A 16,427-nucleotide genomic window follows, 5' to 3' on the forward strand; every position below is an offset into this window, starting at 1 on the left:
CCGTTCCGGCACGCCCCGCGCAGGTCGTGGAAGCACGGCCGGCCGGCGGTTCGCCTACAGAAAACAGATCATCCGGTACTCGGACCAGCTCTCGGCCGCAACCCGCGCGCCGATCAACTCGACGCCCTCCAACAACTGCTCGCGACCTACCAGCCCACTCGCGATCAGCCCCGGTTCCTCCGCCCGGACCCGGATGCCGGCGGCCAGCAGTGCCCTGACGTCCCGCCGCGGGTCGCTCAGGGTCTCCACCACGCGATTGCCGAAACGCAGCGGCGCGACCGTCGCGTCCCTGGCCGCGTAGCTGACCGCCTGCCCCCGCAGCAGGATGTCCATTCCCCCCATCTGCCGGTGGAGTTCACGCACCAGGTAGAGCGTGTCGACGAACTGCTTCTCCACGGCGCCGCGGTAGCCGCGGTCCACGATCGCCAGCACTCGGGCTTGCTCGGCCACTCAGATCACCCCGATCAGTACGGTCTTGCCCGCCGCCGCCAGGTTGCCCGCGTAGGCGTGCGGCGCCCTCATGGCGATCTCCGGCAAGTGGCCGGTCGCCCCGCGGTCATCGCTGCAGAACCGGCAGCCGTACCAGTAGAACTGGTCGGGAAACGCCCGAAGCATCTCCTGCACGATCGTTGCGGTGGTCAGGTGGCGCGTCGACCAGTCCGCCAGGTCCCGCGGCTTGAACTCGCCCAGCGATTGCTGGGTCAGCATCGTCGCGTAGCCGCAGGCCCAGACCTGGACCCGCCCGCCCTGCTCCAGCATCGACTGGACCAGCCGCAGCACGGTCGTGGTCAGGTCGGTACGGTGCGGCGCCCCCATGAAGGTCAACAGGACGTCGGTCGTGGGAATCGGGCGGGGCATCAGTGCCACACCGTCCGGACCGCGGGATCGAGCACCAGTCGCGCGATCTCGTCCATCTCGACCGGGATCGTCGCCGGACGGAGCGCGGAGGCGACGATCCCCCGCTGGTCCAGCGAGAAGCGGTCGGCCAGCAGCCGGCCACCCGCTTCCAGGAAGTCCAGCAGCTCCGGACGGTCGCCCAGGGCGAGCGACACCCCGCCTTGCACCAGGAACAGGGTCACCTCGTGCCCGGCCCGCGCCTGGACCGCACCGTCGCCGACGAAGGCCAGGGCTTCCTCGGTCGCGGACTCCTGGCTCTCGACCAGGAGATATCGCAGCGTCTGCCGGCCCAGGACTGTGCTCATCGGGTGCATCCCCTCCATGGTCGCCGCCTTCGGGCGGGGTCTGCCGCCCGGCCGGGCGGCAGCACGGCCGCCATTCCGCGTGCGGCACCGCCCCGTGATCATCGCAAGGGTCCCGGGCTCCGCGGTCCGCCCGCCCACCGTTCTGACAGGAAGGTGTCAGCGGAGGTACCCGCCCGTCTCCACCGGTCGGCCGGCCCCGGCCTTTTCGGGCACGGCGCGACACCACACGCCGATCGCCGCCGGTCCTCGCGGTCGGCTGGCATCTTTCGGCCACCCGTACCACCGTTCCGGCTCGGCCCATCCCGGTCATTCGTAGGCTTGGCCATCGTTTCGCGTCCGTACAGCTCAGGGGGTCAGCCACACGTGAAGACGGCTATCCTGCTCACGATCGGCTGCGTCACGATCGTCGTCACGATCGCGGGCTTCTCCGCCGGCGCACGACTGTTGCTCGGGTTGCGGGTCGGCCGTATCCGCGCCGCGGTGACCGGATGCGTCGGCCTCTTCGCCACGATCCTCTTCAGCCGGACCGTGCACTCGGCCGACCGCGGCGCGCTCGTCACGGTCGAGATCGGTGCGGTGCTCCTGCTGACCATGGGCTTCCTCGCCGTCTCCGAGGTGGTCCTGCCCAGTGGCTCCTGGCCCTCGATGCTGCGGCTGCCCCGGGCACTGCGCCGCCGGATCGCCAGGGCCCGCCGCTACTCCCAGCTCAGCGCCATCGGCTATCGACACGGCCTCGGACGGCTGCTCCGCAGCGCGGGCCGGGCCTCGGCCACCGGGCCCGCCGGCCACCACCAGCTGGCCCGCTCGCTTCGACGGGCTCTGGAGGAAGGCGGAGCGACATTCGTCAAGCTCGGTCAAGTCCTTTCGACCCGGCACGACCTGCTCCCGCCCAGTTTCACCGAGGAGTTGAGCAACCTCCAGCACCAGGCCACGCCCGCGCTCTGGGAGGAGGTGGCCGAGCAGCTGCGGCAGGAGTTCCACCGGCCCCTGGAAACGGTGTTCGCACGGTTCGACCCGGTGCCGCTGGCAGCAGGGTCCATCGCGCAGGTGCACCGGGCTCGGCTGCATTCGGGTCGGGAGGTGGTGGTCAAGGTACGCCGCCCCGGCTGCCGGCCGGTCGTCGAGCGGGACCTCGACATCCTGTGCAGCGTCGCCCGCAGACTCGAGGAACGGACCGCCTGGGGGCGGGCCGCCGGGGTCGAGGCACTGGCCCGCGGTTTCGCCGACTCCGTCCTGGAGGAGCTGGACTTCCGGGTCGAGGCCCGGAACATGGCGGCGGTCGCGGCGAGAAGCCGGGCCGGGAAGGTCTTGATACCGCAGGTCTTCCCGGAGCTCTCCAGCGAGAAGGTCCTGGTCACGGAATGGATCGACGGGGAGCCGCTCAGCGCGTCCACCGCGGCGTTCGAAGGCCCGACCGTGGACCCGACAGCCGTCGCCCGTACCGTCCTCGACTGCGTCCTGCGGCAGATCATGATCGGCGGGATCTTCCACGCGGACCCGCACGCGGGGAACATCCTGCTGCTCCGCGACGGCCGACTCGCGATGCTCGACTTCGGCTCGGTCGGCCGGATCGACGGGCAACTCCAGACCAGGCTGCGCGACCTGCTCGTGGCCATCCGCCGGGCCGACGCCGCCGCTCTCTGCGACGCGCTGCTCGCACTGGCGAACCAGCCGGAGGAGATCGACCAGAAGGGCCTCGAACGGGCCCTCGGTCTGTTCCTGGCACGCCACTTCGGACCTGGAACGGCTCTGGACAGCAGCGCCTTCAGCGATCTCTTCCGGCTCGTCACTGCCCATCGGCTGACCATTCCGAACAGCATCGCGGCAGCGTTCCGCGCGCTCGCCACGCTGGAGGGCACACTCACCCGGATCGCCCCCGACTTCGATCTGACCGCCGAGGCGAAGCAGTTCGCCTGGGTGCAGGTCACCGAATCGGCCTCGCCGTCGAAGCTGGGAGCCACCGCCGCCGAAGAGCTGCTCGACATCCTCATGATCGGACGCCGACTGCCCCGTCGGGTGGACCGGATCACCAGCGCGATCGAGCAGGGCCGGCTGAGCATGAACATCCGGCTGCTCGGGAACCGCCAGGACCGCGGCTTCCTGCAAACCCTCGTGCACGAGGTCATCCTGACCGCCCTCGGCGCGACGACCGGGGTGATGGCGGTCATCCTGCTCAGCACCGCGCGCGGACCTCGGATCACATCGTCGATCAGCCTGTTCGAGGTGATCGGCTACAACCTGCTGGTGGTCAGCGCCATTCTGATGGTGCGTGTGCTCTTCACCATCTTCCACGCCCGCCGCCGGTAGCCGTCGTCCCAGCCGGCCCGACGGCTGCCGACGTCGCGGGGCACGCCGTCCACCGGGTGCGATCGCCGGCAGGTCCCGGCCGCCGATGAGGCGGCCGGGACCGTGCTTGCCGAGGGCGGATGCCGATCCGGACGGGGTCGATGGCTCCCGGAGTCGAGCACCCGGGCCCGGCAGTCGTGGAACCCGCCGCCGCGCTATGCCGCGGCGCGGACGCTCGCGACGAACCCGGCGAGCCGGTCGGAGCCCCAGAACTTGTCGCTCCCGTGGATGAAGAAGGGCACCCCGAACACGCCGTCGCGGCCGAGCGCGCGCAGCGCCTCGACGCCGCGGGCGAGGATCGCCGGGTCGTCGGCGGCGTTGCCGACGACGTCCGGGTCGAGGCCGGTCTCCGCGCCGGCCTCGGCGATCACGGACCGCTCGGAGATGTCCAGTCCGAGCTCGAAGCGCGCCCGGTAGACGTTGCCGATGTACTCGCGACCCAGGCCGGCGTCCTCGGCGACCAGCCAGCCGAGGTGGGCGATGTCCCAGTCGGGCGCGGTGTCGACGGGCCAGGCGACCGTCAGACCCCGCTCGACGGCGAGGCGTTTGACGTCCTGCAGGATGTAGAGGTGCTTCTCCTTCGACATCGGGACGTAGGGCAGCCGGACGTCCGTCCCGGCCAGGAGCCGGGAGGTCGCGCCGCCCGGCTCCCAGTACGGCCGCCATTGGATCCGCTCCGCCACGTCGGGGGCGTTCTCGGTCAGCTCCCGGAAGGCCAGCCACGAGTACGGGCTGCGCAGGGAGAAGTACCAGCGTGCCGGTTCGACCGCCAACTCAGGCTCCTGGGAATCTAGATGGTGATGCCGCCGTCGATCTGCAGGACGGCGCCGGTGATGTAGCCCGCGCGCGGCGAGACCAGGTAGGCGACCAGGTCGGCGACCTCGTCCGCAGTGCCGAGGCGGCCCAGCGGCACCGACTCGAGCGCCTTGTCCTTCGTCTTGTCGGTGAGGACCGAGGTCATGTCGGTGTCGATGAAGCCGGGGGCGACCACGTTGGCGCGGATTCCGTAGCGGCCGACCTCCTTGGCCAGGGCCCGGGAGAAGCCGATGATCCCGGCCTTGGAGGCGGAGTAGTTGCTCTGGGTGGCGTTGCCGTAGACGCCGGCGACCGACGAGATGTTGACGATCGCCCCGCCCTTGCGCTTCATCATGCCGAAGACGACGGAACGGCAGGCGTTGTACACCCCGTCCAGATTGGTGTCGAGCACCTGGTGCCACTCCTCGTCCTTCATCAGGACGAGCGGGTTGTCCCGGGTGATGCCGGCGGCGGTCACGGCCGCGTCGATCGGGCCGAGCTCCCGCTCGGTCTCCTCGACGAACCCGCGCACCGCCGCGAGGTCGCGCACGTCGACCCTGCGGCTGAGCACCCGCACGCCGAGGGCGCTCACCTCCTTCTCCAGGACGCGGGCGGCCTCCTCGTTGGACTGGTAGCAGAACGCGACGTCGAAGCCGTTCTGCGCGAGGCGCAGCACGGTGGCGCGGCCGATGCCGCGCGAGCCGCCGGTGACCAGCGCCACCCGGGTTTCGTTCTCAGCCATGGCTTTCTCCAAGGGGGACAGGGTCGGGCCGAAGTTCCTCGGCCGGCCGGAAGGCCAGCACGGCGCTGCCGACGGTCAGCACGGGCATCCCGCCGATCAGGCTCTCGCCGGCGATGATCAGGGTGTCGCCGAGGGTCCTGGTGATGGTCGCCCGGTGCTCCAGGACGTCCCCGGGAAGCACCGGCCGGTGGTACTGGAGGCCGGTCACGGCGCCGAACAGCATGACCTGCCCGGTGAGCACGTCCGGGTTGGGTGCCTCCCAGGTGGCCAGCAGGCCGGCCGCCTGGCACCAGGACTCCATCAGCAGCACCTGCGGATAGGCGAAGTCCACGGCGTCCTCGGGCAGGTCCCGGTACCAGGGCTCGTTGCAGGTGACCGCTTTGATCGCGGTGATGCGCTCGCCCGGGACGACCTCGAGCACGCGGTCGACCAACAGCATCGGGAAGCGGTGCGGCAGGGCCCGCCTGATCTCCGGCTGCCCGGCGGCGCCGGGCCGGTCCGTCCGCATCAGGATTCCTCCCCCATGGTGAAGCGCAGGCGGGCCCGGGCCGCGACCGCACGGGCGGTGGCGACCTTGGCCGTGCAGGTCCAGCCCGCGGCGCCGTCGCGCCAGGTCAGCTCCATGCTCAGCTCGTCGCCGGGGAAGACCGGGCTCAGGAACCGGGTCGATTCCACTTCGGCCAGCGTCAGCGGCCCCGCTCCCGGCGGCGGTGCCGCCAGTGCACTGAGCCGGACACACTCGATCACGCAGACACCCGGGAAGATCGGGAAGCCCGGATAGTGCCCGGGGAGGACCGGCTCGTCCGCCCCGACGACGACGGCGGTGGCCGCGGCCGTCCGGCCCCCGGCGTCGCGCACCGAGGGCCGGACCACCTGCACCGCCGCGGTGACGGGACTGACCGCTCGCGGCCGGCTCACGCCGACCGGAGCTTCTCGCTGAGCACCTCGTGGGCGCCGGCCAGCGAGGTGATCCGGGGGAACGAACTCTCCTCCAGCCGCAGGCCGTACTTCTTCTCCAGGACGACCACCACCTCCAGCGCCAGCAGGGAGTCGACCTCCAGGTCCTCGACGAAGCGCGCGTCGTCACCGACCTCGTCGACGTCCACGTCGAGGACCCCGGCGATCGTCGCGCGCAGGTCCTCCTTGTCCAGCACGGCTGCGGCCGAGGCCTCCTGGATCGTCATGGCGGTGTCCTTCCGTAAGGGGCGGGGATGGGGGTCAGCGGAGACGGAGCAGGGCACAGCCGACCGCGCCGTCGCGGTCGACCGAGGTGACCAGGGCGACGCGGCCGGCGGCCGAGGGGTCGTCCTCGGCGTGTACCAGGACGCCGGCCACCTGGAAGGCGGCCGACGCGGCCACGGTGTCGCCGAGCAGGGCGGCCTGGGTGAGGTGACGCGGGTCGGCACCGGCGGTGACCTCCTCGACCACCGCCTGCTCCTGCTCTCCCATCGGGCCGGGCACCTCGCTGGTGGAAACCGCCCACAGCTCCTCCGGCCGCACCTGCGCGCGGCGCAGCGCGCGCTGCACGCAGGAGGCCAGGGCGGTGCGGACGTCGCCGTCGAGGGCGATGCCCATCTGGACGGCGAGGAGCTCGGCCAGCACCGGCTGGTCCGGGTCGTCCACGTCCGCCTGTTCGATCAGCAAGAGGCCGCAGCCCTCGCCGGCCGGCTGCGTGGCGCCGTCGGTCCGCGGGTCGCGGGAGTGTTCGTCCAGCCAGGAGCGGGCGTGCGAGAACTCCTCCACCGCGCCGCACAGCACGGTCCGCGCCCGGCCGAAGTGCAGCAGCCGGCGGGAGTAGTTGAGGGCGTACAGACCGGCCGCATGGCCGCCGGCGATGGTGGTGTTGGCGCCCTTGAGCTGGTGCCAGATCGCACTCTGGCCGGCGGCGCAGTTCATGACGGCATTCGGGAACCGCGCCGGGTCCACGAAGTAGGGCTTCTCGCCGGTGAACGAGTCCCGGGTGAAGTCCATCTGGCTCTGCACGCTTCCGATGGTCGTGCCGAGCACGAGGGCGGAGTGCTCACCGGTGGCGACCTGCCGGTTGCGCGGCGCGTCGTCGAGCAGCCGGCCCACCGTGGTGACGGCGAGGCCGGTGGCCCGGTCCATCGACCGGGTGCCCTTCTTGCCGAGAATCGCGCGGATGTCGAAGTCCGGTACCAGGCAGGCCGTTTCGGCCGGCGCCTGCCAGGGTTCGCGGGCCAGCGGCGCCTCGGCCACCCGGCGCTCCCGCAGCCCCTCGGCGAACGCCTCCCGGCCGATGCCGAACGGCGACACCGCCGACCAGGCCGTGATGACCGTACGATTCACAGGGGTTGAGGTCGTACTCATATCTGCTCCGTTGCTCTCCGCGGTTTCGCCTGCCGGATCCGGCACGGCTGTCAGGCCTCGCCCCGAAGCGCCTTGGCAACGCGCTCGTCGAAGGTGACCAGGTTCCACTCGCGCCGGTTGTCGACGACGGCGTAGCCGTGGGTGACCTTGCCGGTGGCGGTCTGGACGAGCTTGCCGTCGCGGACCACGTAGCAGTCCATCCGCGAGGTGTAGGTGTAGTCCTTGAAGATGTTCTCCACCGTGTAGACGGTGTAGAGCTCCTCCTCCATGAGCGCCTCGTCGACGATCTGGATCTTCGAGTGCGGGCAGGCGGGGATCCAGCGGCGCTCATCCATCAGGGTCCGAACCGAGATGCCCCGGTCGGCCAGGAACAGGTCGACGACCTCCTCCATCTGCCGCAGGTAGCTGGACATCTGCAGGCGCTCGGAGAAGTGGCAGTACGGGTACGGGATGCGCCACTTCCAGCCGAAGGAGTTGGTGCCGGCGGTGAGCAGGTCGAGCACCGGGTCGGCACCGGTGGTGCCGCGGCCGGCGGACAGCGAGGTGGTGACCGCGGTGAGGTCGAGCCCGGAGATGTCGGGCGGCGTCTGCAGGCCCCGCACCGGTGTGCCGAGGCGATCCGTGACGAAGCGGGCGATCGGGGCCGGCGGCTCGCTCGCCTCCTCGATGTAGCTCTCGCGGCGCAGGACGGCCTTGGCCCGGGCGGCGACCAGCTTGGTCTGCGCGCCCTCGCGCTCACCGGTCAGGGTGACGGTGAAGGAGACGGCGGTGTCCTCGTCCCCGGCCTTGGGGACGACGTGCGCCTCGACCGTCTCGTCCATGAAGAGGGCGCTCAGGATGCGGGTGTCGAGGTCGACGAGGTCCACGCCGAGGCCGTGCTCCGTGTAGAGCGCGCGGGCCTCCAGACCGGCTTCGGCGAAGTGGAGCAGGATGGCTTCCTCGACGAGGTAGTTGATGTGCTTGAAGCCGATCCAGGTGCAGATGTTGGCGCCCTCGAAGCGGGTACGCAGCGGCACCGTCGTCTCGCTGGTGAGGAGCGCCTTGACTGCGCTTTCGGTCACGGTGGTCATCGGAGGTGCTCCCCTGAAGGTGTGGGTCCGGGGCCGCCTGTCGGTCACGCGGCCGGCAAGGTGCTGACGAAGCGATCGACCACGGCGGCGAGGTCGCCCGCCTGCTCGATCATCAGGAAGTGCCCGCTGCCGGGCAGCAGGTGGAACCGCCCCTGCGGCAGGTCGGCCGCCAGCAGGCGGCCCTCCTCCGGGAGCGCGATCGAGTCGTGCTCGCCCGCGATCACGAGGCAGGGCACGGGGAACAGTTCGGTGCGCAGCCACGGGGTGGCCAGGTAGGTCTCGAAGAACCGGATCCAGCCGTAGGCGCCGACCCGGTCGCGGACCCGCCCGCCGAGCTCTTCGACCAAGTCGTCCGAGACCCGGCCGCCGGCGTGCACCCGCACGCCCTCGGTCATCGTCCGGACGAAGTTCTGGACGGCGATCTCGACCGACCCCCAACCGAAGTCCTCGGGCGCGCGACGGTAGAACGGGGACACCAGGACGAGGGCGCGGATGCCGTACTCGGCGAAGGGGTCGGCACCGTGCTCCAGCCGCCGGTGGAGGAACTCCAGCAGGCTGTTGGCCCCCATCGAGTGGCCGACCACCACGCCGGCACCACCGGGCACCGCGCGCAGTGCGTCGGCCACGTACGGCACGACATCGCCCCGCGAGCTCCAGTGGGCCACGCAGTCACCGCGCCAGGGGAGGTCGGCGGCCCAGACCTCGGGGCCGTCCTCCCGCCCGACGTGGGCGAGGAAGGCGTCCCAGACGCTCGCGCTGTTGGCCAGGCCGTGGAGCAGCAGCATCCGGCCGGGGCCGCCGACCACGCGGCGGTGCATGACCACCGGCGGCGGTGCACCGGATCCGGCCTTCGGCGCCGTTCCGGCGGCGAGGACGCTGGCCGGGCCGGACATCACGCCGCCGGCCGGAACAGGACGAGTCCGGCGCTGGCGTCGTCGGCGTCACCGCCCGCGCTGGCGTACACCGGTCCGGCCCCGCCGCGGGCGAACCAGCCGGCGGCCGCGGCGCACTGGAGCACACCGAGCGCGCCGGAGGCGAGGCCGAAACGGGCACCGAGGTCCTGGCGCGGCACGCCGTCCAGCAGCCCCTCCGGCAGCGCGTCCGTCTCCGGCACCTGCCACAGCGCGGGGCGTTCGCCGGCCCCGTCGGAGAGCTTCGCCAGGGAGGCCGCCAGACCGGCGCCGCGCACGACGCCACCCAGAACGGCCAGCGCCGGAACGCCCCGCTCGGCTGCCGCCTCCGCGCTCTCCAGCACCACGGCCGCCGAGCCGTCCACGGTCCGGGCGCCGCCGACGAAGGCGCGCACCGCCTCGTTGTCGGGCTCGACGCCCAGCACGAGCGCCCGGGTGACCCGGCCGGCGCGGATCAGTTCCGCGCCCCAGCGGAGGGCGTCCAGCCCGGAGGTGGCCCCGTTGCAGAGCATCAGGTTCGGGCCGCGCAGGCCGAAGCGGATCGCGACGGAGGAGGCGACGACGTTGCTGGAGGCGTTCGGCAGGTCCATCGGGCTGCCGGCGGCCGCGGTCTCCCGGGTGATGGTGTCCATCGCCCGCGTGATGGTGTCGATGTTGCCGTAGTTGGAGCTGACCACCACCGCGACGCTGAGCGCCGCGACCTTCAGGCCCTCGTCGTCCACCAACGCGGCGTCGCGCAGCGCCGCCTGGGCCGAGCAGTACGCCAGCTGGGTCGCCCGGTCCTTGTAGCGCAGGCCCTTCCTGCCGACGATGTCCTTCGGTTCGACCGCAGGTGCGTCGGCCGGACCGGGCTCGATCAGCTCACGGGCCGATGCCGCGCGGGGCAGCACCACGCCGACCCCTGTTACCACCACGTTCATCGGGCCGCCTCCACGATCGCCACGGCGTTCACGCCGCCGAAGCCGAATGCGTTCAACTGGGCTACGGTCAGGGGTTCTCGGGCAGCCGTGTCGGTAACGATCCGGAAGCCGGCCGCCTCGTCCACCGGGTCGTCCAGCCCGACGGTCGGCGGCACCAGGCCCTCGGCCAGGGAGCTCAGCGTCACGACCAGGCTGAGCAGGCCGGAGGCTCCCGAGGTGTGACCGGTCATGGACTTGATGGCCGTCATCAGCGGCCTGCCCGCATCGTCGCCGAACGCGTCGGCGAGGGCGATGGCCTCGGCCTCGTCGTTGAGCAGGGTGCCGGTGCCGTGCACCATGACCAGGTCAATGTCCGCGGGCTTCAGGCCGGCGCGGGCGTGCGCCTCGCGGATGGCCTCGGCGATGCCGACCGGGTCGGGCGCGGTCACGTGGTGGGCGTCGCAGTTGACCGCGACCGTGCGTACCACGCCGTGCACCTTACAGCCCGCGGCCGGGGTCCGGGTCAGTACGACGGCGGCGGCGCCCTCACCCATGAGGACGCCCGCACGGTTGCGGTCGAACGGCCGCACTCGCTCCGGCGGCACCGGCTGGACCCGCTCCAGCAGGCCGTACATGGTCTCGGTGAGCACGTCCACGCCGGCCACGATCACCGTCTCGGCCGCGCCGCCCGCCAGCAGATCGGTGGCCAGGCCGAGCGCGTACAGCCCGGCGGAGCAGGCGTTGGAGAAGGTGTGGGTGTCGTCGGCGTTGAAGGCCGCGCGCAGCGCCGTACCGAAGTGCAGGTCCTGCGGTGGGAGGTCGATGCCGTCGCGCTGCCACAACTCGACCGAGCGCAGCTCCCGCAGGCCGGTGCCGATCAGGATCGGCACGCCGCTCAGGTCGTGCTCGTCGAGGCCCGCGTCGCGGGCTGCCTGGGCGATCGCGTCGGTCAGCAGCGCGGTCGCCCGGCGCGGGACGTCGGCCCCGGGCTCGGGGCGGTCGTCCACCTCGTAGGCGAAGTGGGCGTCGTGGCGGCTGAGGTCGAAGCCCTTCAACTCGCCGACGCCGGAGACACCGGCACAGAGGTTGGCGAACAGCTCGCCCGGATCGCGGCCGACACTGGCGACCGCGCCGGTACCGGTCACGGCCCAGCTCATGCCGGCACCTCGTCGTACTTCCCGAGCAGGACCACCGCGTTGTTGCCGCCGAACGCCAGCCCGTTGTTCTGGACGATCCGCAGCTCGGCCTCGACCGCGACGTTCGGAACGCAGTCGACGTCGCACTCGGGGTCGGTGGTGGTGTGGTTGATGGTCGGCGGAATGAACTTGTTGGTGATCGCGAGGGCGCAGCCGATGGCGGACAGCGCGCTCGCCGCGCCCATGGTGTGGCCGATCATCGACTTCATCGAGATGACCTTCGGCGGCCGCGCTCCGAAGACCTCGCGGATCGCCCGCGCCTCGGTGACGTCGTTGGCCTTGGTGCCGGTGCCGTGGGCGGAGATGAGGTCCACCTGCTCGGGCTTGACCCCGGCGTTCTCCAGGGCGATCTCCATGCACCGGCCGACGCTGTCCTGGTTGGGCGCGACCTGGTGGTAGGCGTCGCAGTTCAGGCCGTAGCCGAGCACCTCGGCGTAGATGCGCGCGCCGCGGGCGAGCGCGGAGTCGAGGCTTTCCAGGACCAGGATCCCGGCGCCCTCGCCCGTGAGGATGCCCTTGCGGTCCACGTCGAAGGGCCGGCACCGGTCGGGCGCGATGGTACCCAGGCGGTAGAACCCGGAGAAGGTCTTGCGACACATGGCGTCCGCACCGCCGCACAGGGCGTACTCGGCCTCGCCGGAGCGGACCGCGTCGAAGCCGTAGCCGATCGCGTAGTTGCCCGCGGCGCAGGCGGTCGGGATCGTCACCGCCTCGACGTCGGACAGCTCCAGCTCCTGGGCGATGGCCGCGGACAGGCGGCCGGCCGCAACCCGGCGGGCGGACTCGGGCGCCATGTGCTCGGGGCCCTGCTGCACCTCGGCCTCCACCATGTGGTCGAGGTCGCGGGACTCGCCGTCCGTGGTGCCGATGGTGACGACGCTGGGTCGTGACCGCCAGACCTCGAGGTCCAGGCCGGCGTCGTCGATCGCCATCCGGGCGGCGGCGACGGAGTACTGGGTGGCCCGGCCGAGCTGCTCGACGGGCAAGTGCCGGATCCACCGCTCGGGCTCGAATCCGACCACCTCGCACCCGTTCGCGTAGTCGAAGCCCTCGACGTCGAACACGGTGATGGGCTTGGCCCCGCTGCTCCCGCTGCGCAGGCCCTGCAGGAACTCGCCGGCTCCCATCCCGATACTGGAGACCACCCCCAGCCCGGTGATCACCACCCTGCGCGAGCCAGTCCGCCCCGACATTGCCATCCCGACCTCTCTGTCCTGTGTCCCGGCCTTGCCCTGTCCGAACGATGCCGTCGGCTACCAGCCAGCGGCCTCGGAGACGACCTCGTAAACACCCTTGAGGTTCACCATGCGGGCCAGCTCGGACTGGTCGATGGTGATGCTGAATTCCTTCTCCAGATTCGCGAGAATCTCGATCGAACGCAGCGAGTCGGCGCTGTGGTCCTCCTTGAAGAGGCTGGTCTCGCTAACTTCGTCCTCCTCCATCTCGAGAATGTCACAGACGATCTCCTTGATCTTCTGGAACTGCTCGTCGTACGAAGCCATGGTGGGCGACCTTCCTTTTCGGTGCGACACCCTGGGAAACGTCCCAGGCTTTCTGCCGGAGATCGTTCTATGACACCCCCACGGGCACCGGCAACAGCGACGGCAGAATCCTGCCAAGTCGGCCGGCCCGGAACACCCGGCGCCGCCCCGCATCGGCACCGACCAGGAGGTCAGGGGGGCCGGACAGCTTGGCAGCCTCGCCCACCGAGGACCCTTTCCGTCCGGCGCGGCCATTGCAGCAACCTGCCACCCGGCGGAATCCCGTCACGAACTCCTGCACCATCGGGCCCTGCCCCGGTGGCCGGAGTCGGCGGCCGATCCGCTCCCACACTCGATTCTTCGATGTGGACTGTCGGCCGGAGAGGCCGGCCAGCCAGCATGGCCACGGATGATCGGTGAATGAACCATCCAGACGACTAGGAGTGGGTTCTCAGTGAGCGCGGACCACAAGACCACGTGTTTCACGGGCCTGACCGTTGACCACATTCAAGTCTATGTAAGCGATATCGCCTCGAAGGCCCAGGCGTTCGCGGGCAATTACGGCCTGCGCCCGGTCGGTTCCGCCCGCGTTCCGGGAACGGCCCACTCCTACACGCTGGCGTCGTCGGACATCCTGTTCGTGCTGACCGAGCCGATGACGGACGACCACCCCGGCTCCGCCTATCTGGAGCAGCACGGCGAGGGCGTGGCCGACATCGCGCTGGGGACCGACGATGCGCGCGCCGCGTTCCACGAGGCGGTCCGGCGCGGGGCGAGCCCGGTGGCGGAGCCGGTGGAGCGGGAGGGCTTCGTCCTCGCCTCGATCATGGCCTTCGGGGACGTGGTGCACACCTTCGTGCAGCGTCCGACCGGGGCGGCCCGGCACGCGCTGCCCGGGTTCCTCCCGCAGACGGACCTCCAGGCCTCGGCGGAGCTGGGGCTGCGCGAGGTCGACCACTTCGCGATCTGCGTCGAGGCGGGGCAGCTCGACGAGGTCGTCAGGTTCTACTGCGACATCCTCGACTTCAGCATGATCTTCGAGGAGCGCATCGTCGTCGGCACCCAGGCGATGAACTCGAAGGTGGTGCAGAGCGCGTCCGGTCTGGTCACCCTCACCGTCATCGAGCCGGATCTCAGCCGCGATCCGGGCCAGATCGACTCGTTCCTCAAGAACCACGGCGGCGCCGGCGTCCAGCATGTCGCCATGGCGACCGAGGACATCGTCACCTCCGTCGGTGAACTGGTCCGGCGCGGAGTGGAGTTCCTGTCCACCCCCGGGACGTACTACGAACTCCTGGCGGACCGCATCGAGGTCTCCCGGCACTCGGTGGACGAGCTGCGCGCCCTGAACCTGCTGGTCGACGAGGACCACGAGGGACAGCTGTTCCAGGTCTTCGCCCGCTCCACCCACCCGCGCGGAACCTACTTCTTCGAGGTCATCGAACGGGCCGGCGCCAGGACCTTCGGCAGCGGCAACATCAAGGCGCTCTACGAGGCGGTCGAACTGCACCACGAACAGGCCCGGCAGCGCGAGCAGGAGGCTCAGCAGTCCCTGTTGTCCCACGCGGAACCGCAGCGGCCGGCCGGCCGGTGAGCGGCGGAAATCGAAGAGAGAGGGGCACTGCCGTGGAGACCATCCGCGTCGAAGGCCTGACCAAGTCCTACGCCGGCACCGCGGCGCTGTCCGCGGTCGACTTCACGGCCCGGGCCGGCACCGTCCTGGGGCTGCTGGGCCCGAACGGCTCCGGCAAGACGACCACGGTACGGATCCTCTCCACCCTCCTACGCCCGGATGAGGGGCGCGCCTGGGTCGCCGGCCACGACGTCACGGCCGCGCCGGACCGGGTCCGTGCGGCGATCGGTCTCACCGGCCAGTACGCGGCGGTGGACGACGAGCTGACCGGACAGCAGAACCTGGAGCTGATCGGACGGCTGCTGGGCTTGTCCCGCCCTGCGGCACGCGGCCGCGCCACGGAACTGATCGAGCGGTTCCAACTGGAGGAGGCGGCCCGGCGCATGGCCAAGACCTACTCCGGCGGCATGCGGCGACGGCTGGACGTGGCGGCGAGTCTGGTCGGCCGTCCCCGCGTGCTCTTCCTCGACGAGCCGACCACCGGCCTCGACCCGCGCAGCCGCAGCGAGGTCTGGACGCTCGTGCGCGAGCTCGTCAAGGACGGCGTCACGGTCCTGCTCACCACGCAGTACCTGGAGGAGGCCGACCAACTGGCCAACGACCTGGTGGTCCTGAACCAGGGGCGGGTGGCCGCCACCGGCACCCCGACCGAGCTGAAGTCCCGGATCGGCGGACTCACGTTGGAGGTCCGGGTCCTGGACCCGATCCGCTGCGCCGAGGTGGCCGACTACCTCACGGCGATCAGCGGAGCGGAGGCGACCGTGGACAAGGACACCGGCCTGGTCGGCGCCCCGGCCGGCGACACGAAGTCACTGCGCCTGCTGGCCCAGCAACTGGAGGACGCCGAGGTGCCGTTCGTCGAACTGGCGCTGCGCCAGGCGACGCTCGACGAGGTCTTCTTCACCCTGACCGGCCGCGGCGCGTCCCAGGCCACCCCCGAGGCCGTGCCGGCCGGAGCCGTTGAAGGGAATCGTCGATGAGCATCACCGATCCGAGCGTTCAGTCCGCACCGCTGACGAACGCGACCCGTGGCGGCCTGCTGAGCCACACGCTGATCCTCGCGGGCCGCAACCTGACCAAGCTGAGGACGGCACCGCAGCTCGTGGTGTTCAGCGCCCTGCAGCCCATCATCATGATGGTGATCTTCATGGTCCTGTTCGGCGGCGCGGTCTCCGGTAACCAGTCGGACTACCTCCAGTTCCTGCTGCCGGGGATGCTGGCCCAGAACGCGGCCTTCATGGTGACCAACGTGGGGCAGGGGATCAACAGCGACATCGAGAAGGGCATCTTCGACCGGTTCCGCAGCCTGCCCATCGCCCGGTCAGCGCCGCTGGCCGCGCACATCCTCGGCGATCTGCCCCGGCAAGCGGCGTCCACGATCGTCATCCTGGTCTTCGGGCTCTGCGTCGGGTTCCGGATCCACACCGACCCGCTCTCCGTCCTCGCGGCCGTCCTGCTGGTCCTTCTGGTGTCGTTCGCCTTCTCCTGGATCTCCCTGACGATCGGTCTCGTGTCGAAGAAGCCCGAGTCGGTCAACATGCTCTCGATGATGCTGCTGTTCCCCATGGCGTTCGGCAGCAACACCCTGGTCGGCACCAGCACCCTGCCGGGCTGGCTCCAGGCCTGGTCCAAGATCAACCCCGTATCGCTGCTGAGCGACTCCGTCCGGGGCCTGCTGACCGGCCCGACATCCGGAGCCGGCTCGCATGCGCTGGCCACGGTACTGGCGTGCGCAGTGGTGTTCGCCGTGTTCGTGCCGCTGTCCATCCGCGCGTACGGGCGCCGGATCTAAGCGCCGTCACCGGAACCGGACGCGACGTCACC

General features: G+C 70.9%; 19 protein-coding genes. 4 read left to right on the top strand and 15 right to left on the bottom strand.

Annotation, left to right across the window (positions count from 1 at the left end):
* Positions 1-54: 54 nt before the first annotated feature.
* From ACZ5WK_RS00805 to ACZ5WK_RS00815, 3 genes are read right to left on the bottom strand one after another with little or no spacing between them, the layout of a single operon-like run.
* Positions 55-450, bottom strand: coding sequence for a hypothetical protein (locus ACZ5WK_RS00805; RefSeq protein WP_396325256.1), 396 nt, complete (start codon positions 448-450; stop codon positions 55-57).
* A complete protein-coding gene (locus tag ACZ5WK_RS00810; RefSeq protein WP_465543578.1) occupies positions 451-858 on the bottom strand; it encodes a hypothetical protein in 408 nt (135 codons plus the stop codon).
* Positions 858-1,202 (bottom strand): hypothetical protein, encoded by a 345-nt coding sequence (locus ACZ5WK_RS00815; RefSeq protein WP_465543580.1) that lies wholly within the window; start codon positions 1,200-1,202, stop codon positions 858-860. Before ACZ5WK_RS00815 ends, ACZ5WK_RS00810 begins: the two co-directional genes overlap by 1 nt.
* A gap of 363 nt (positions 1,203-1,565) precedes the next feature.
* On the opposite strand from ACZ5WK_RS00815, the gene ACZ5WK_RS00820 reads away from it, so the two are divergent.
* Positions 1,566-3,509, top strand: a complete 1,944-nt coding sequence (locus ACZ5WK_RS00820; protein ID WP_465543582.1) for an ABC1 kinase family protein — start codon at positions 1,566-1,568, stop codon at positions 3,507-3,509.
* Positions 3,510-3,703: 194 nt separating this feature from the next.
* Here the strand turns inward: ACZ5WK_RS00820 and ACZ5WK_RS00825 are convergent, their stop codons facing one another.
* The 12 genes from ACZ5WK_RS00825 to ACZ5WK_RS00880 are packed head-to-tail and all read right to left on the bottom strand — an operon-like array spanning position 3,704 to position 12,991.
* On the bottom strand, positions 3,704-4,321 hold the full coding sequence (locus ACZ5WK_RS00825; protein ID WP_465543584.1) for a DsbA family protein: 618 nt from the start codon (positions 4,319-4,321) through the stop codon (positions 3,704-3,706).
* Positions 4,322-4,338: 17 nt separating this feature from the next.
* Positions 4,339-5,085 (bottom strand): 3-oxoacyl-[acyl-carrier-protein] reductase, encoded by a 747-nt coding sequence (gene fabG / locus ACZ5WK_RS00830; RefSeq protein ID WP_465543586.1) that lies wholly within the window; start codon positions 5,083-5,085, stop codon positions 4,339-4,341.
* Complete coding sequence (locus ACZ5WK_RS00835; protein WP_465543588.1) at positions 5,078-5,593, bottom strand: 3-hydroxyacyl-ACP dehydratase FabZ family protein; 516 nt, start codon at positions 5,591-5,593, stop codon at positions 5,078-5,080. Before ACZ5WK_RS00835 ends, fabG begins: the two co-directional genes overlap by 8 nt.
* Positions 5,593-6,003: a 3-hydroxyacyl-ACP dehydratase FabZ family protein gene (locus ACZ5WK_RS00840; protein WP_465543590.1), complete on the bottom strand. Its 411-nt coding sequence runs from the start codon at positions 6,001-6,003 to the stop codon at positions 5,593-5,595. The genes ACZ5WK_RS00835 and ACZ5WK_RS00840 overlap by 1 nt, the downstream gene beginning before the upstream one ends.
* Positions 6,000-6,269, bottom strand: a complete 270-nt coding sequence (locus tag ACZ5WK_RS00845; RefSeq protein ID WP_465543592.1) for a phosphopantetheine-binding protein — start codon at positions 6,267-6,269, stop codon at positions 6,000-6,002. The genes ACZ5WK_RS00840 and ACZ5WK_RS00845 overlap by 4 nt, the downstream gene beginning before the upstream one ends.
* Before the next feature lie 34 nt (positions 6,270-6,303).
* Positions 6,304-7,413, bottom strand: a complete 1,110-nt coding sequence (locus ACZ5WK_RS00850) for a beta-ketoacyl synthase N-terminal-like domain-containing protein (protein WP_465543594.1) — start codon at positions 7,411-7,413, stop codon at positions 6,304-6,306.
* Between the two features lie 50 nt (positions 7,414-7,463).
* Entirely contained in the window at positions 7,464-8,483 is a 1,020-nt protein-coding gene (locus ACZ5WK_RS00855; RefSeq protein ID WP_465543595.1) for a hypothetical protein, read from the bottom strand.
* A 44-nt stretch (positions 8,484-8,527) separates the two neighbouring features.
* Positions 8,528-9,376 carry an alpha/beta fold hydrolase gene (locus ACZ5WK_RS00860; protein ID WP_465543597.1) on the bottom strand — a complete coding sequence of 283 codons (849 nt, stop codon included), beginning with the start codon at positions 9,374-9,376 and terminating at the stop codon, positions 8,528-8,530.
* Positions 9,376-10,314: a beta-ketoacyl synthase N-terminal-like domain-containing protein gene (locus ACZ5WK_RS00865; protein ID WP_465543599.1), complete on the bottom strand. Its 939-nt coding sequence runs from the start codon at positions 10,312-10,314 to the stop codon at positions 9,376-9,378. The genes ACZ5WK_RS00860 and ACZ5WK_RS00865 overlap by 1 nt, the downstream gene beginning before the upstream one ends.
* On the bottom strand, positions 10,311-11,450 hold the full coding sequence (locus ACZ5WK_RS00870) for a beta-ketoacyl-[acyl-carrier-protein] synthase family protein (RefSeq protein WP_465543601.1): 1,140 nt from the start codon (positions 11,448-11,450) through the stop codon (positions 10,311-10,313). The genes ACZ5WK_RS00865 and ACZ5WK_RS00870 overlap by 4 nt, the downstream gene beginning before the upstream one ends.
* The gene (locus ACZ5WK_RS00875) at positions 11,447-12,682 is read right to left on the bottom strand and encodes a beta-ketoacyl-[acyl-carrier-protein] synthase family protein (protein ID WP_465543603.1); all 1,236 of its coding nucleotides are present in this window, start codon (positions 12,680-12,682) and stop codon (positions 11,447-11,449) included. Before ACZ5WK_RS00875 ends, ACZ5WK_RS00870 begins: the two co-directional genes overlap by 4 nt.
* A gap of 60 nt (positions 12,683-12,742) precedes the next feature.
* The gene (locus ACZ5WK_RS00880; protein ID WP_465543605.1) at positions 12,743-12,991 is read right to left on the bottom strand and encodes an acyl carrier protein; all 249 of its coding nucleotides are present in this window, start codon (positions 12,989-12,991) and stop codon (positions 12,743-12,745) included.
* Between the two features lie 433 nt (positions 12,992-13,424).
* Here ACZ5WK_RS00880 and hppD point away from each other — a divergent pair, with 433 nt between their 5' ends.
* From hppD to ACZ5WK_RS00895, 3 genes are read left to right on the top strand one after another with little or no spacing between them, the layout of a single operon-like run.
* Positions 13,425-14,564, top strand: coding sequence for a 4-hydroxyphenylpyruvate dioxygenase (hppD, locus tag ACZ5WK_RS00885; RefSeq protein ID WP_465543607.1), 1,140 nt, complete (start codon positions 13,425-13,427; stop codon positions 14,562-14,564).
* Between the two features lie 32 nt (positions 14,565-14,596).
* Positions 14,597-15,583 carry an ATP-binding cassette domain-containing protein gene (locus ACZ5WK_RS00890; RefSeq protein WP_465543609.1) on the top strand — a complete coding sequence of 329 codons (987 nt, stop codon included), beginning with the start codon at positions 14,597-14,599 and terminating at the stop codon, positions 15,581-15,583.
* Positions 15,580-16,395, top strand: coding sequence for an ABC transporter permease (locus ACZ5WK_RS00895; RefSeq protein WP_465543611.1), 816 nt, complete (start codon positions 15,580-15,582; stop codon positions 16,393-16,395). The genes ACZ5WK_RS00890 and ACZ5WK_RS00895 overlap by 4 nt, the downstream gene beginning before the upstream one ends.
* Positions 16,396-16,427: the final 32 nt, after the last annotated feature.

It is taken from the genome of Kitasatospora sp. NPDC032757, from assembly GCF_055579305.1.

Excerpts from the sequence above, each read along its gene's own strand:
- ACZ5WK_RS00810 (WP_465543578.1), bottom strand. The coding sequence starts at position 858 with ATGCCCCGCCCGATTCCCACGACCGACGTCCTGTTGACCTTCATGGGG.
- ACZ5WK_RS00815 (WP_465543580.1), bottom strand. The coding sequence starts at position 1,202 with ATGAGCACAGTCCTGGGCCGGCAGACGCTGCGATATCTCCTGGTCGAG.
- fabG (WP_465543586.1), bottom strand. The coding sequence starts at position 5,085 with ATGGCTGAGAACGAAACCCGGGTGGCGCTGGTCACCGGCGGCTCGCGC.
- ACZ5WK_RS00835 (WP_465543588.1), bottom strand. The coding sequence starts at position 5,593 with ATGCGGACGGACCGGCCCGGCGCCGCCGGGCAGCCGGAGATCAGGCGG.
- ACZ5WK_RS00845 (WP_465543592.1), bottom strand. The coding sequence starts at position 6,269 with ATGACGATCCAGGAGGCCTCGGCCGCAGCCGTGCTGGACAAGGAGGAC.
- ACZ5WK_RS00850 (WP_465543594.1), bottom strand. The coding sequence starts at position 7,413 with ATGAGTACGACCTCAACCCCTGTGAATCGTACGGTCATCACGGCCTGG.
- ACZ5WK_RS00855 (WP_465543595.1), bottom strand. The coding sequence starts at position 8,483 with ATGACCACCGTGACCGAAAGCGCAGTCAAGGCGCTCCTCACCAGCGAG.
- ACZ5WK_RS00860 (WP_465543597.1), bottom strand. The coding sequence starts at position 9,376 with ATGTCCGGCCCGGCCAGCGTCCTCGCCGCCGGAACGGCGCCGAAGGCC.
- ACZ5WK_RS00865 (WP_465543599.1), bottom strand. The coding sequence starts at position 10,314 with ATGAACGTGGTGGTAACAGGGGTCGGCGTGGTGCTGCCCCGCGCGGCA.
- ACZ5WK_RS00870 (WP_465543601.1), bottom strand. The coding sequence starts at position 11,450 with ATGAGCTGGGCCGTGACCGGTACCGGCGCGGTCGCCAGTGTCGGCCGC.
- ACZ5WK_RS00875 (WP_465543603.1), bottom strand. The coding sequence starts at position 12,682 with ATGTCGGGGCGGACTGGCTCGCGCAGGGTGGTGATCACCGGGCTGGGG.
- ACZ5WK_RS00880 (WP_465543605.1), bottom strand. The coding sequence starts at position 12,991 with ATGGCTTCGTACGACGAGCAGTTCCAGAAGATCAAGGAGATCGTCTGT.
- ACZ5WK_RS00895 (WP_465543611.1), top strand. The coding sequence starts at position 15,580 with ATGAGCATCACCGATCCGAGCGTTCAGTCCGCACCGCTGACGAACGCG.